The organism is Arthrobacter sp. Ld5 (assembly GCF_051172775.1).
In the GTDB taxonomy this organism is placed as follows: domain Bacteria; phylum Actinomycetota; class Actinomycetes; order Actinomycetales; family Micrococcaceae; genus Arthrobacter_D.
On the sequence record NZ_JBPKBO010000005.1, the window covers coordinates 223019 to 238133 of the forward strand.

A 15115-nucleotide genomic window follows, 5' to 3' on the forward strand; every position below is an offset into this window, starting at 1 on the left:
AGCGGGCGCACGGCAGCGCAGCCCGACGGAAGAGGCCGTCCCCCGCGGGGGACGGCCTCTTCCGCGTCCGGCGCCTACGCGCTGAACACCGAGTCGAGGACGTTCTTCGCCCAGTCCAGGATGTCGGCGTCCACGAGGTCCCGCCCGCCGATCCTCGCGGTCTTCGGCTTCGGGACCAGCACCGCGTTGAGCGCGGGCTTCACGGCCGCGCCCGGGTACATCCGCATCAGGCGCATTTGCTTGGACTCCGGCAGGTCCGCGGGGGCGAACTTGATGAAGTTGCCCTGCAGCGCCACGTCCGTGAGGCCGAGGGCCCGGGCGGACACCCGGAAGCGGGCCACGGAGATGAGGTTCTCCACGGCCGCGGGCGGCTCCCCGTAGCGGTCGTGGAGCTCGGCGACGACGGCGTCGATCGCCTCGTCCGTGACGGCGGACGCCAGCTTCCGGTAGGCCTCGAGGCGGAGCCGCTCCCCCGGCACGTAGTCGTGCGGCAGGTGCGCGTTGATCGGCAGTTCGATCGTCATCTCCGCGGCCTTCTCCTCGGCCTCCCCGCGGAAGGACGCCACGGCCTCGCCGACCAGCCTGATGTAGAGGTCGAACCCGACGCCCTGGATGTGCCCGGACTGCTCGCCGCCCAGCATGTTGCCCGCCCCGCGGATCTCGAGGTCCTTCATGGCCAGCTGCATGCCCGCGCCCAGTTCGTTGTGGGACGCCACGGCCTTGAGGCGCTCGAGGGCCACCTCACCGAGCGGCTTCTCCGACGGGTACAGGAAGTACGCGTAGGCCCGCTCCCGCCCACGGCCCACGCGGCCGCGGAGCTGGTGCAGCTGGGACAGCCCGTAGGAGTCGGCGCGGTCCACGATCAGGGTGTTCGCGTTGGAGATGTCCAGGCCCGTCTCGATGATCGTGGTGCAGACGAGGACGTCGAAGCGCTTCTCCCAGAAGTCCACGATGATCTGCTCGAGCCGGGACTCCGTCATCTGGCCGTGCGCCACGGCCACCCGGGCCTCGGGCACGAGCTCCCGGAGCTGCGCGGCCGTACGGTCGATCGAGGAGACACGGTTGTGCACGAAGAACACCTGGCCCTCGCGCATCAGTTCGCGTCGGATGGCGGCGGAGGCCTGCTTGTCCGTGTACGGGCCCACGTAGGTGAGGACCGGGTGGCGCTCCTCCGGGGGCGTGGCGAGGGTCGAGGTCTCGCGGATCCCGGTCAGGGACATCTCGAGGGTGCGCGGGATGGGGGTGGCGCTCATCGCGAGGACGTCGACGTTGGTGCGCATCTTCTTCAGCGCCTCCTTGTGTTCCACGCCGAAGCGCTGCTCCTCGTCCACGATCACCAGTCCGAGGTCCTTGAACGCGGTCTCCTTCGACAGCAGGCGGTGCGTGCCGATGACGACGTCGACGGCGCCCGAGGTCAGGCCCGCGGCCGTCTCGCGCGACTCCTTGGCCGTCTGGAAGCGCGAGAGGGCGCGGACGCGCACCGGGAAGCCGGAGAACCGCTCCGAGAACGTCTCGAAGTGCTGCTGGACCAGCAGCGTGGTGGGGACCAGCACGGCCACCTGCTTGCCGTCCTGCACGGCCTTGAACGCGGCACGGACGGCGATCTCCGTCTTGCCGTAGCCCACGTCGCCGGAGACCAGCCGGTCCATGGGGACCTCGCGCTCCATGTCCGCCTTGACCTCGTTGATGGTGGTCAGCTGGTCGGGTGTCTCGACGTACGGGAACGCCTCCTCGAGTTCGCGCTGCCAGGGCGTGTCGGGGCCGAACGCGTAGCCCTTGGACGCCATGCGGGCGGAGTAGAGGCGGATGAGCTCGCCGGCGATCTCCTTGACGGCCTTCCGGGCCTGGTTCTTGGTCTTGCTCCAGTCGGAGCCGCCCATCTTGCTCAGCGCCGGGGCGTCGCCGCCCACGTAGCGCGTCACCTGGTCCAGCTGGTCGGTCGGCACGAACAGGCGGTCCCCGGGGGCGCCGCGCTTGGACGGCGCGTACTCGAGCACCAGGTACTCGCGGGTGGTCCGGGTGGGCCCGGCCCCGGTGGAGCGCTGCAGCAGTTCCACGAACCTCGCGACGCCGTGCTGCTCGTGGACCACGAAGTCGCCCTCCCTGAGCTGCAGGGGGTCGACGGCGTTGCGGCGCCGCGACGGCATCTTGCGCATGTCGCGCGTGCCCGAGGCGCTCGTGCGGCCGAGCAGGTCCGCCTCCGTGAGCAGGCCCAGCTTGAGCCCGTCCACCACGAAGCCGCGGCCGGCGCACGCCGTCGTGATCTCGATGATGCCCGGCTGCGGCGCGGTGTCGAGGGAGTCGACGCGGCTCGTGGGGATGTCGTTGTCGTGGAAGAGTTCCGCGAGGCGCTGCGCCGGGCCGGGGCCCTCCGTGGCGACCACGACGCGCCACTGGTCGCGGACCCGCCCCCCGATGAAGTCCATCATCTCGGCGACGTCGCCCTGGTACCCGCGCGGTTCGCGTGCGTGCAGCGTGAAGCTGTCGACGTCGGCCAGCTCCTCGTCGGCCCCGAAAGACGTGATGCCCCACCAGGCGACCGAGGAGGCGAGCGCCGTGGCCCGGGTCTCGGCGAGGGACCGGAAACTCGCCGCCTGCAGGTCGGCGCCCAGTGCGCCGCCGAGGTCCAGCGGAGCGGCGCCGCCGTCGGACGCCGTGGACCACGCGGCCGCGAGGAACTCCTCGTTCGTCGCCGCGAGGTCGTGCGCCCGCGTGCGGACCTTCTCCGGTTCGAGGACGACGGCGATCGAGCCCGCCGGCAGCTCGCCCACGAACGGCACCATCGCGTCGACGAGAACGGGGGCGAGGGATTCCATGCCCTCGACGGCGATCCCGCCGGCGATCTTCTCCAGCATGGACGCGGCCGCCGGCAGTTCGGACTGCAGCCTCGCGGCCCGGGACATCACGGAGGGGGTGATGAGGATCTCCCGGCAGGGCGGGGCGTAGAGGGCGGTCGGCGGTTCGCCGGAGGTGAGGGAGCGCTGGTCGGCGACCGCGAACCAGCGCATCTGGTCCACCTCGTCGCCGAAGAAGTCCACGCGGACCGGATGGTCCTCGGTGGGCGGGAACACGTCGATGATGCCGCCGCGGACCGCGAACTCCCCGCGGTGCGTGACCATGTCCACGCGTGCGTACGCGGCGTCGGAGAGGGCCCGGACGACGTCGGAGAAGGCGATCTCGTCGCCGACCTTCAGGGAGACCGGTTCGAGGTCGCCGAGACCGGCGACGAGCGGCTGCACGACCGCGCGGATGGGCGCGGTGATGACCCGGACGGGCGACCCCTCCGGGTGCGCCAGCCGGCGCAGCACCGACAGGCGCCGGCCCACGGTGTCCGAGCGCGGCGAGAGCCGCTCGTGCGGGAGGGTCTCCCAGCTGGGGAACTCCTCGATGGCGCTCTCCGGCAGGTAGCTGCGCAGCGCAGCGGCGAGGTCCTCCGCCTCGCGGCCCGTCGCGGTGATCGCCAGCACCACCGGCACCGCGCTGCCCGGGTCGCCGGTCGCCGGGACGGTGTCGAGGCCGTCGACCATCTCGGCGAGAAGGGGCGCGCGCATCCCGGCGGGGGCGCCGATCTGCAGGTCCGCGCTGCGCTCCTCGACGGGGCGCGACGCGTTGGTCAGCACGCGCGCGTAGGACGCATCCTCGGCGAGCGCCGCGCGCAATCCGTTCAGGCTCATCTGGTGGGACTCCTCGGGGGAAGGGCGGGGTGATGACAGCACGAAAGCCCGGAAACATGGCGCGTTCCCGGGGATGATGCCACACTACCAAGCCCCGCCGACGCTCCCCCTGGCATGTAATCGCGGGCACACCGGCGGAGGCCAGGCCGTAGGATTGCGGGAGACCCCTGACCGTGCCGCCATGCGGCACCCACCCGTGCATCCTTCGGAGGAACCATGGCTTTGAACGCGTCCACCACGCTCCCCTACGACGCCGGGACGGTGCTCGGCGTCTTCACGGACGAGGGTTTCGTCCGCCACATGAGCGAGTACGTCGGCGGGTCCCTCGAGTCCCTCACGGTCGACGGCGACACCTCCGGCCCCTTCACCCTGACGGCGGTGCGCACCATGCCCACCCACCGGCTCCCCGACATGGCCCGCAAGTTCGTCGGCGAGACCCTCTCCGTCACGCAGACGGAGCAGTGGAGCGCACCGTCCGCGGACGGCTCACGCGAGGCGACGCTCGAGATGACGGTCGCGGGCGTCCCGCTGAACGTCGCCGCCGTGCAGCGCCTGATCGCCCGGGGCACGGACACCGTCGTCGACCTGCAGGGGAACGTCACCTCCTCCGTCCCCTTCCTCGGGGGCAAGATCGCCGGCGCCGCCGAGCCGATGATCGGCAAGGCGCTGAACGTCCAGGCCGTCGAGGCCCGGAAATGGCTCGAGAGCCGCTGACCCGGGGCCACGCCACCCGTTCCCTCCCCGCCGAACCGGAAGATCACCGCACGCCATGCAGCTCCCCACCCCCCTCGCCCTCATCCTGATCCTCGCCGGCGTCTGGACGCTCATCGTCTGGCCGCCGTTCCTGCGGCGCGTCCTCAAGGACCCGCGCGCCCGGGACGAGAACGGTGCCGCCACGCGGTTCCTGACGGTGCACCTCATGCTCATCTCCACGTCGATGATCCTCGGCGCCGCGACCGCCGTCATCGGCGTCCGCACCCTCGTCGCCTGACGATCCCCGCAGCAGCCCGCCCCACCCAGGAGACCTGATGGCCCACGACGAGTCCCCCGAGGATCCGAAGAACCCGAAGAACCCCAAGAACCAGTCGGTGATCCTGCAGCGCTCCAGCTACCCCGAGTACCTCCGCATCACGGAGATCCTCCGCAAGGAGACCGTGGGCGGCATCCTCCTGCTGATCGCCGCGAGCCTCGCGATCATCTGGGCCAACTCCCCGTTCGCCGACTCCTACTTCGCCATCCGCGACTTCGAGTTCGGTTACGAGCCGTGGCACCTGGAACTCTCCGTCGGCCAGTGGGCGTCGGACGGCCTCCTGGCGGTGTTCTTCTTCCTCGTCGGGCTGGAACTCAAACGCGAGTTCGTGGCCGGCGACCTCCGGCAGATCAGCCGGGCCATCGTCCCCGTGGCCGCGGCCTTCGGCGGCGTCGTCGTGCCCGCGCTCATCTACACGGCCGTCAACCTGTCCTCCCCGGAGACCCTGCGCGGCTGGGCCATCCCCACCGCGACGGACATCGCGTTCGCGCTGGCCGTGCTCGCGGTCATCAGCTCGCACCTGCCCGGGGCCCTGCGGGTCTTCCTGCTGACCCTCGCGGTGGTCGACGACCTCATCGCGATCGCGATCATCGCGTTCTTCTACTCCGAGGACGTCAAGCTCGTCTTCCTGCTGTGGATGCTCCTGCCCCTCGGTCTGTTCGCGCTGCTCGCCCAGCGCCGGCCGAAGTTCTTCGGCAGCACCACGCGCGGCCCCTGGCTCATCCTCCTGCCCCTCGGCTTCGCCACGTGGGCCCTCATGCACGCCTCGGGCGTCCATGCGACGGTCGCGGGCGTGCTGCTCGGATTCTGCGTGCCGGTGCTGCGCAAGCGCGACGGGAAGACCGTGCCGCCCCGCCCGGACAAGCCCGGCCTCGCCGAGGTCTTCGAACACCGCTTCCGTCCGCTCTCCACGGGCTTCGCCGTCCCGGTCTTCGCCTTCTTCTCGGCCGGGGTGGCGATCGGCGGTGCCGCAGGCTTCATGTCGGCGATCACCGACCCGGTGTTCATCGGGATCGTGCTCGGCCTGGTCCTCGGCAAGCCCATCGGCGTGCTGCTGACCACGTTCATCGTGACCCGGACAACCCGGGCGAACCTCGACCCCGACCTCAGCTGGTGGGACCTGCTCGGCGTCGGCATCCTCGCCGGCGTGGGCTTCACCGTCTCCCTGCTGGTGAACGATCTCAGCTTCGGCGCGGGCAGCGAGCACGACGACCACGCGAAGGTCGCCATCCTGAGCGCGTCCCTCCTGGCGGCCCTCCTGGCGAGCGTGGTGCTGCGCGCCCGCAACAAGCGTTACCGGCGGCTCGACGAGGAGGAGAAGATCGACTCCGACGCGGACGGCATCCCGGACGTCTTCGAGGATCGCGGCAACTAGGATCGGTCCATGACGGACAGCGGCCGGCCGCGCATGGGGGACGACGTCGAGGCGCCCGGCCGGCGACGGGCCCGGAACCGGCGGCGCCGCATCATCTTCAGCGAACTCGCCCTCACCATCACGTTCACCCTCGCGGTGGGAGTGGGCCTCGCCCAGCGCGAGGCCCTGGATTCGACGGCCGTGTTCCTCGCCGGGTGGCTGCTGAACCTCGCGGTCCTGGTGCTGTGCTGCACCCTGCCGTGGTCCAGGATCTCCAGCCGCTGGGTGATCCTGATGCCCCTGCTCGACTTCGTGGCCATCGGGCTGGCCCGGGCGGCGGCGGGCGAGGCACTCTCCGGCGTCGGCCTGCTCGCCGCCTTCCCGGTGGTCTGGATCGCCGCCTCCCGGGTGCGGACGGCCTCGGCCGTCGCGGTTACTTTCGTCGCCTCCCTGGCGATCATCTGGTTCCCGCTCGTCGCCCGGCCCGGTCCGGTGACCCTCGGTTCCTTCGTGGACCCGATCCTGCTCCCCATCATGCTCACCGGGCTCGCGTGGTTCGTCAGCGAGCTGACGAAGGACAACCGGCGGCGGCAGGCAGCCCTCCGGGCGTCCCAGGCCGCCCTGCAGGAGAGCGTGAAGGCCGGCCGGGCACGCGAGCGGCTGCTCGGGACCGTCCTGGACACCGTGAGCGTGGGGGTGCTCGCGGTGGACGCCCACGGCGACGACATCCTCATGAACTCCCGGCAACGCGAGGGCCACGCCGCCGCGGCGCCGCCGGGCAACGACGATCCCGCCGAGGCCGAGCTGCTGATCTTCGGCGAGGACCGGGTCACGCCCATCCCGCCCGACCGGCGGCCCGTCCTCCGCGCGATCGGCGGCGAGGACCTCGAGGGTGAACAGGTGTGGGTGGGCACGGGACGGTCCCAGCGCGCCCTGAGCATCTCCTCGCGCGCCATGCACGACGACGACGGAGCGTTCGCCGGCACCGTCGTGTCCTTCAACGACGTCACCGAACTGCTGCGCGCCCTCCACGCCAAGGACGACTTCCTCTCCAACGTCTCGCACGAGTTCCGGACGCCCCTGACGTCGATCCTCGGCTACCTCGAGCTCGGCCTCGAGCGGGGCACGGACCTGCCGGACGGCGTGGCCGGCTTCCTCCGGGTGGCGCGGCGCAACGCCCTGCGCCTGGAGCGGCTCGTCGAGGATCTGCTGGCGATCAACGCGGGCACGTTCGAGGTGCACCCCGTGCCGACGGACGTCGGCCGGATCCTGGCCGAGGCGTCGTCGTCGAGCGCCGTGCGGGCCGCCCGTGCGGGGGTGGGACTGACGAACCGCGCGCCCACGACCCTGCCGGCCGTGGCCGACCCGCTGCGGCTCGCGCAGGCCGTCGACAACCTGCTCAGCAACGCGGTCAAGTACACCCGGCCCGGCGGGAGCATCACGCTGGACGCCGGCCTCGACGAGGACGGCCTGACCGTCCGGGTGGAGGACACCGGGATCGGGATCGAGGCCGAGGAACTGCACCAGGTGTTCGACCGGTTCTTCCGGTCCTCGTCGGTCCGGTCCTCGACCGTGCAGGGGGTGGGTCTGGGGCTGCTGATCACCAAGAGCATCGTCAGCGAACACGGCGGGACCATCACCGTGACGAGCGAGCCGGGCGTCGGGTCCTGCTTCAGCCTGCGCATCCCGCAGCCGGCGCGCTGACCGGGGCTCCTCCCCGGGCGGCGTTCGCGCGGCCGGCTCCCCGCGGCGGCTCGTCAGGCGTTGGCCGCCAGCAGGGACTCCTCGAGGGCCACCCACGCGAGCATGGCGCACTTCACGCGGGCCGGGAAGCGGGAGACGCCGGAGAACGCGGCGGCGTCGCCCAGCACCTCCTCGTCGGCCTCGATCCTGCCGCGCGAGCGCATCACCTCGCGGAAGCCGTCCACGAGCGCGATCGCCTCGTCCCGCGGCAGGCCCTGCACGAGGTCGGTCAGCACGGAGGCCGATGCCATGGAGATGGCGCAGCCGGCGCCGTCCCAGCTCACGGAGGTCACGGTGCCGTCGGCGACCCCCGCGCGCAGGGTGATCTCGTCGCCGCACACCGGGTTGAGCTGGTGCGACTCGCCCGCACGCCCCGCGCCGTCGTACTCCCGCAGCGGCGAGCCGTGCCGCGCCTTCGCGTGGTCGAGGATGATCTGCTGGTACAGCTGTTCGAGGCCCGTGCTCATCGGTGTGCTCCAAAGAAGGGACGGACACGCGCGACGGCGTCCAGGAAGGCGTCCACCTCGTCCGTCGTCGTGTACAGGTAGGTGCTCGCGCGGGTGGTCGCGGTGAGCCCGAGGCGGCGGTGCAGCGGCTGTGCGCAGTGGTGGCCCACGCGGACCGCGATGCCCTTGTCGTCGAGGAACTGCCCCACGTCGTGGGCGTGCACGCCGTCGACGTCGAACGAGGCCAGCCCGATGCGCGGGATCCCGGCGCCGGGTCCGAGCACGCGGATGCCCTCGATGGCCCCGAGCCCCCGCACGAGGCGCGCGCCGAGCGTCGCCTCCCAGTCCTCGATGCGCTGCATGCCGGTCTCGGTGAGGTAGTTCGCGGCGGCGCCGAGGGCGATCGCCTGGGAGATGCGCTGCGTCCCGGCCTCGAAGCGGTTCGGGGAGGGCAGGTACTCCGCCCGCTCCATCGTCACGGTGGTGATCATCGATCCGCCGGTCAGGAAGGGCGGCAGGGCGTTGAGCAGGCCGGCGCGGCCGTAGAGTGCGCCGATGCCGGTGGGCCCGAGCATCTTGTGGCCGGAGAACACGAGGAAGTCGACGTCCAGCGCCTTCACGTCGACGGGCAGGTGCGGCACGGACTGGCAGGCGTCCAGCAGGGTGAGGGCGCCGACGCCCTGCGCGAGGCGCACGAGCTCGGCCACCGGGTTGATGGTGCCGAGGACGTTCGAGGCGTGGGAGAAGGCCACGAGCTTCGTGGCCGGGGTGATGACGGCCGCGGCCTCCTCGAGGCGCAGCGTGCCGTCGTCGGCGACGGGCACGAAGCGGAGTTCGGCGCCCGTGCGGGCCGCGAGCTCCTGCCAGGGGATCAGGTTGGCGTGGTGTTCCATCTCCGTGACGACGATGCGGTCCCCGGGGCCCAGCGCGAACCGGCGTGCCGCCTCTCCCCCGCGACCGAGGCTCGCGTTGGACATCGCGTAGGCGACGAGGTTGATGCCCTCGGTGGCGTTGGAGGTCCAGACCAGCTCGTCGGTGCGTGCGCCGATGAACCGGGCGACGGCGGCGCGGGCGTCCTCGTAGGCGTCGGTGGCGTCGACCGCGAGCGCATGCGACCCGCGGTGCACCGCCGCGTTGCGCTGCTCGTAGAACTCCTGCTCCGCCTCCAGCACGCTCACCGGATTCTGGGAGGTGGCCCCGGAGTCCAGGTAGACGAGCGGCTTGCCGTCCACCTCGGTGCCGAGGATCGGGAAGTCGTTCCGGATGCGGTGCACCTCGGCGTCGGTCAGCGCGGCGTCGGACGGGGTGAGCGTGACGGGTGTATCGACCACGGGCACTTCGGACTCCTCGGATCAGCCGGCAGACCCCGCGCCAATTACGCAAGGCTTCTCTGCTCTAATCGTGCCACTCCCGGCGGGCCGGGGCACCCCAGTGCTGCCTAAGTCCGGCCGGTCAGCGCGTGGGTCGCCGCGGAGCCGAAGTCCGCACGGCGGCCGGCTGCTGCAGGACCTCGCGCCGGCTGATGCCCAGTTTCGCGAAGATGCGGTACAGGTGTCCCTCGACCGTACGGGTGGAGATCCCCCGGATCTCGGCGATCTCCCGGTTGGTGTGCCCTTCGGCGACCAGCTTCACGATCACCTGCTCCCCGCGCGTCAGCAGGGCCTCGTGGACCGAGGGCACCGTGCTGCCGCCGGGCACCGCGCGGAGTTCGGTGCGCAGGGCCGCCAGCTGGCGGTCGACGCCACGCGCCGCGGCGCCGGCCGGACCGACGAGTGAGGCCTCCTCCAGGCACCGGACGGCGAGGGGCAGGTAGCCCCGCCGGCGGGACGCCTCGCTCTCGACGACGAGCGCGTCGCGGTCCCCGTCCGCTGCCGCAGCGGCGAAGCGGTGCAGGCAGCTGCCGGGTTCGCCGTCGAACGCCCGGGTCACCGCCGCGAGCGGGCCCAGCGCCGTCCTGTCCCCCAGCTCCGCCGCGTGGTCGAGGGCCGTGGCGGCCACCAGCAGCGCGCCGCGGCCCTCGGCCCGGGCGGCGATCGACCGGAGGCGCCCGACGGCGTCCTCCGCACCCAGGTACCCGTCCGCGGCCGCGACGTGGGCGTCCCCCATGCGGCGGGCGACGGCGTCGGACCCGTGCGTGGTCGCGCCGTGGGCGTCGATCAGGGCGCGGGCACCCGCGGCGTCACCCGCCCGGGCGCAGGCGTAGGCCGCGGCCCCGGAGACCCGGTCGATCAGGTGCAGTCCGTCGCTGTCGCGGAAGGCCTCGACCGCCAGCAGCAGGTGTTCGCGGGCATCGCTGAAACGGCCGGTCTGCAGGCTCCTGGCGCCGTCGATGACGTCGAGCCAGCCACTGAGGAGGAAGGCATGCTCGGCCTCCGGCGGGTAGCACCGGTGGAAGCAGTCGCGGGCGGCGTCCCACGCGCCCGCGCCGACGAGGGCCAGCAGGTGCTCGCCGGACACGGCGTCGCGATAGGTCAGGAGGTGCTCGGGGTCCTCCCCGAGCACCGACCGGGCCTCGTCGAGGACGGCGGACGCCGCCAGGGGCCGCCCCGACCGCGTGAGCGCATGCGCGAGAAGGGTGTGGTGGCCCAGCCGCACCTCGCCCGGCAGGTCCGGATCCACCGGCGTCTCCTCCAGGGCCTGTGCTCCGCGCAGGTCCCCGCCCAGGGTCCCGACGGCGGTGCGGAGCAGGCGCACCGCGGCGCCGGCGGCTTCCCGTGTCCGCGGACCGCTGTCGGAGTGGGCCGTCCCGTCCTCCAGCAGGCCGGCCCAGCGCTCGACGTCGGCGTGCAGTGCGCGTCCGCCGTCGGGAACATGGCGGTACAGGGACAGGGAGAGGGCGGCCCCGTCGCGCGCGACGGTGGGGTCCTCCACCGACCGGAGGGCCTCGTCGAGGAGCTCCCGGGCGAGCCGGTGGTTGCCGGCGGCGCCCTGCATCCACGCCGTCTCGAGCAGGTAGGACGGCGTGGGCGCGGGATCCTGCACCGCGGTGAGCGCATCCAGCGCCAGGCGCTGGTCGTGGAACCGGTTCGCGACCCGCGCCGAGCGCAGCAGGACGTCGTCCGCGACCGGCAAGGGCGCCCTGAGGGCCGAGGCCACCCAGGCGGCGAGCCCTTCCGGGTCGCCGGGCGTCCGGGACCCCGCGGTGCCCGCCCGCTCCAGGGCGCGGACGGCGGGGATGCGGCCGCGCAGCGCTTCGGCGTGCAGGGGGTGCCGGAGGGAGACGAGCTGCCCGTGACCGGCGTCGATCTCGATCAGCCGCTCCTGCGCCAGCCGTGCGAGGACCCCCCGCTCCACGGCGGCTTCGAGGGAGGCCAACGGGATCGGCTCCCCGACCGCGACGGACTCGAGGGCATCGAGTTCTGCGCGGCTGCGCTCGCCGAGCCCGTGCAGCAGGAGATCCGCCAGCGGCGCGCCGACGGCGGGGCGGAGCCCCCGCGCGCGCCACACACCGTTCCTCGGGACGATGTACCCCTCGTCCCTGAACTGCTCGAGGAGCATGGTCAGCAGGAGGGGGTTCCCGCGGGTGGTCGCGGCCAGCATGCGGGCGGTGCCGGTGAGGACCGGGCCGCCGAGCACCTGCGCGCACAGCTCCCGGACGTCGGGGAGGGTCAGCGGCTCGACGGCGTGATGCGCCAGCAGGCCGTCCTTCGCGGCACGGGCGAACTCCCCCACGGGTCCCGGTACCTGGCGAGCGGTGGCCAGGATCCTCACCTTGCGGGCCGTGGCCAGCTGCATGATGAGCAGTGCGGACTCGTTGTCGAGGGCGTGGGCGTCGTCGACGAGGATCACGGGCGGGGCCTGGGCCTTCAGCTCCGGGGTGATGTGCCGCAGGAAGTGGCGCAGGACCGCGGAGGCGGACCCGGCGTCCTCCGGCGCGAGCCCCACGAGGTACCGCGACAGGGCCCCGTAGGGGATGGTGCGCAGCCCGGTCCCGCCCCGCACGGGGATCACCCGGACGGCCGCGAGTTCGTGGGAGACCCGGCGCGTGATCGCGGTCTTGCCGATGCCCTCCTCTCCCACGAGCAGCACGCCGACGGCATCGCAGGCCGCCAGCCCGTCGACCACCGTCCTCACGAGCCCGGTCCTCCCGCCCGGTATGCGCAGCCCCTCGTTCGCGTCCATCATCGACTCCCGAACACGGAGCGGAGCTGCCTGCGGTTGTGCACGCCCAGCTTCGACATCGCCCGGTGCACGTAGCCCTCCGCGGTGCGGATGGACAGGTGCTCCGCGGCGGCGATGTCCCTGTTCGAGGCGCCGCGCGCCACCATCCGGGCCACGGCGCGTTCGCGGTCAGTCAGCGCCTGGCGGGTCAGGGACCGCCGCCGCTCCACGGAGGTCTGCCGGAGGATCTGTTCGGCCCGGACGAAGATCAGGGGATCGTCCTCGGGCGCACGCAACTGGACGGCGAGCAGGGAGGAGGAGCCGGCGAGGTCGTGGTGGCCGGCGGCGAGGGCCGCCTCGGACGCCTCCAGCAGCAGTGCCGCGTCCTGGGAGAGGACGCCCTTGCTGAAGAACCGTGCCAGGTGGGCGAGCGGACCGGTGACCTCGCCGGAACACACCAGCAGCCGGTGGGCCGCGGACGCCTCCCCGAGCCGCACGGCCTGCAGCAGGTAGACGAGTTCGAGGCCCCTGCTGCCGAGGGACCGCTCGCGGTCCGCGGAGCGCAGCATCGCCTGGGCGGCGCTCCCCTGGTCCTCGAGCAGGGATCCCGTGAGGTCCGCGAAGTAGTCGGCGAGCCGTCCGGCGAGCCGGCCGGCGTCCCGGCCCTGCTGACGCCCGCCGTCGAGGTAGCCCCGGGCGCGCTCGTCCTGGCCGTCCAGTGCGTACGCGTAGGCGGCGGCGGCCTCGGCGGCGGGCAGCAGCCCCGAGCGGTCCTCCCGTCCCAGCTCGGCCAGCGCCGGCAGGAGCAGCCGCTGAGCCTCCCGGCTGCGGCCGGCCCCGGCGAGCAGGATGCCCGCCAGGGCCTCCGCCCACACCTCGTCCTGGTCGTCGTGGCGTGAGGACGGGTCGCTGCGGAGGCGCTGGACCACCTCGTCGACGCGGCCCGCCAGGGCGAGGGCCAGGAGGGCGCTCCGGTGCGCTTCCTGCCTGTCGCGGGGGGCGGCGGACCGCGGGCCGTCGGCCAGGGCCGCTGCGAGCACGTCGACGCGCTCGTGCTGCCCGGTCACGGCGAGGGCGGTCAGGAGCATGGCCTTCGCCCGGAGCGCCGTCGACGACGCGTCGAGGAGGGAGGGGGCCAGACCGGACGCGTCGCGGATGACCGTGGCGTAGCGGCCGGTGACGAGGCTCAGCTCGACGCGCAGGAGCGCCAGCTCGTCCGCCAGGGGCGCCCGCTCCGCCTCCGCCACGGACGAACAGTCGGCCTCGCACCGTCGCAACACCTCGGGCAGGGCCTCGTCCCCGGGGTCGGAGCGCAGTCGCAGGCGTGCGTCCGCCAGGCGAAGTTCCGTCCGGTCCACCGGGGTGAGCCCGGGATCCTGCAGGAGCGTCTCGAGGGCGGAGCGGACGGCGAGGGTGTCGGCGCGGTCGAGGGGCAGGCGCGCGTAGCCGACGACGCCGGCCGGGTGCCGCCGCCAGTCTCCGAGTGCATCGAGGAAGCGCCGCGCCGCGCCGGGGTCCCCGAGCCGGTGCGCGTGCTCCGCCGCCTGGAGGAGCCGGTGGTCCGGGACGGCCGCTCCGGTGTCGAGGAGCCAGGCCGTGAGCTCGACCCGCGGGGCGGGCGGCAGGTCCCCGCTCCCGTCGATCCTGTCGAGCACCGCGAGGAGCGCGGGCTCCGGGGACCGGGCCAGGGTGGCCCTGAACGTGGCGGCGGCGAACGGCTGCGCGACGGTCACCGACGGGTCCGCGCCGCGGTGCACGCGGATCACGCCGCCCTGCTGCAGCGCGTCCACCTCCTCCCGCGGGACGTGCTCGAGGAGCATCCGCAGGGGCATCGCCCCGACCACGGACAGGAGGGCGAGGCCCTTGCGTGTGGCGCCTGCCGTGCCGTCGAACGCGCTCGGGACGACGCCGGGGACACCGGCTCCCGGCCGCTCCCGGCCCTGCGTCCAGATCCCGTCCCGGCGTCGTGCCTGCCCGGACTCCAGCACCAGCGGCAGGAGGGTGCGGAGGTCACCCGCCGTCCCGTTGCTCGCCCGCCACAGGGCGACCGTGAGGGCGCGGGACACCTCGCCTCCGAGGACCTCCCGCAGCAGGTCCCGGGTCTGGTCGAGCGTGAGTGGTTCGATGTCCACCCGGGCGAACGCCTGGTTCCGCCACAGTTCGAGGAAGGGTTCGGGGGTGCGCCGGATCTGCTCGGTGGTGACCACGAGCCGCACGGACCCCGCGGAGGCCAGGTGGGCCAGGACCGTGGCGGATTCCGGGTCCAGTTCCGCGACATTGTCGACGACGACGACGGGTCGGTCGCCAGGCATCCCGGAGAACAGCGCCTGGAGTGCAGTGAGCAGGATGAGGGGACTCCGGGTCACGGCGTCGTCGAGATCGACGAGGAGCACGGTCAGCGCACTGTAGGCCACGGGGGCACCGAGACTGGAGCCCCGGATGTACAGCACCTCCTGCTGCGCGGGCAGGGTGTTCACGGCGTGCCGGGCGACCGCCGTCTTGCCCTGTCCGGGGGCTCCCACGAGCAGGACGCCCGAGCCCACCTCATCGAGGAGGGCGGCGCGCACCCGGTCCGTCTCGGCGCTGCGCCCCACGAGGGGCCAGGCGCCCTGTGTCACGAGGTCAGGCATGGAGCGCACCGAGCCCGTGGCAGGCACCGGGCCGGTGCTGTCCCGCTTGCCGTGGGCGCCCCGTGTCCGTGTGCTCCGTCATCGCCCATCCCCATCGACCGCATGACTGGTCCTCGACTCCCCCGCCCGCCCCGGGA

9 protein-coding genes are annotated in these 15115 nt (G+C 73.0%); 4 read left to right on the forward strand and 5 right to left on the reverse strand.

Annotation, left to right across the window (positions count from 1 at the left end):
- Positions 1-74: 74 nt before the first annotated feature.
- On the reverse strand, positions 75-3674 hold the full coding sequence (mfd, locus tag ACSGDB_RS03590) for a transcription-repair coupling factor (RefSeq protein ID WP_434992900.1): 3600 nt from the start codon (positions 3672-3674) through the stop codon (positions 75-77).
- A 216-nt stretch (positions 3675-3890) separates the two neighbouring features.
- On the opposite strand from mfd, the gene ACSGDB_RS03595 reads away from it, so the two are divergent.
- From ACSGDB_RS03595 to ACSGDB_RS03610, 4 genes are read left to right on the forward strand one after another with little or no spacing between them, the layout of a single operon-like run.
- Positions 3891-4388 carry a DUF2505 domain-containing protein gene (locus ACSGDB_RS03595; protein ID WP_434992901.1) on the forward strand — a complete coding sequence of 166 codons (498 nt, stop codon included), beginning with the start codon at positions 3891-3893 and terminating at the stop codon, positions 4386-4388.
- A gap of 55 nt (positions 4389-4443) precedes the next feature.
- Positions 4444-4665 (forward strand): SCO4848 family membrane protein, encoded by a 222-nt coding sequence (locus ACSGDB_RS03600; RefSeq protein WP_434992902.1) that lies wholly within the window; start codon positions 4444-4446, stop codon positions 4663-4665.
- A gap of 37 nt (positions 4666-4702) precedes the next feature.
- Positions 4703-6079, forward strand: a complete 1377-nt coding sequence (gene nhaA / locus ACSGDB_RS03605) for a Na+/H+ antiporter NhaA (RefSeq protein WP_434992904.1) — start codon at positions 4703-4705, stop codon at positions 6077-6079.
- 9 nt (positions 6080-6088) lie between these two features.
- Positions 6089-7762: a sensor histidine kinase gene (locus ACSGDB_RS03610; protein WP_434992905.1), complete on the forward strand. Its 1674-nt coding sequence runs from the start codon at positions 6089-6091 to the stop codon at positions 7760-7762.
- Positions 7763-7815: 53 nt separating this feature from the next.
- Here the strand turns inward: ACSGDB_RS03610 and sufU are convergent, their stop codons facing one another.
- From sufU to ACSGDB_RS03630, 4 genes are all read right to left on the reverse strand, one after another.
- Entirely contained in the window at positions 7816-8268 is a 453-nt protein-coding gene (gene sufU / locus ACSGDB_RS03615) for a Fe-S cluster assembly sulfur transfer protein SufU (protein ID WP_434992906.1), read from the reverse strand.
- Positions 8265-9584 carry an aminotransferase class V-fold PLP-dependent enzyme gene (locus ACSGDB_RS03620; RefSeq protein WP_434992909.1) on the reverse strand — a complete coding sequence of 440 codons (1320 nt, stop codon included), beginning with the start codon at positions 9582-9584 and terminating at the stop codon, positions 8265-8267. Before ACSGDB_RS03620 ends, sufU begins: the two co-directional genes overlap by 4 nt.
- Before the next feature lie 115 nt (positions 9585-9699).
- On the reverse strand, positions 9700-12369 hold the full coding sequence (locus ACSGDB_RS03625; RefSeq protein WP_434992911.1) for a LuxR C-terminal-related transcriptional regulator: 2670 nt from the start codon (positions 12367-12369) through the stop codon (positions 9700-9702).
- Positions 12369-14978: a LuxR C-terminal-related transcriptional regulator gene (locus tag ACSGDB_RS03630; RefSeq protein ID WP_434992912.1), complete on the reverse strand. Its 2610-nt coding sequence runs from the start codon at positions 14976-14978 to the stop codon at positions 12369-12371. The genes ACSGDB_RS03625 and ACSGDB_RS03630 overlap by 1 nt, the downstream gene beginning before the upstream one ends.
- Positions 14979-15115 lie beyond the last annotated feature (137 nt).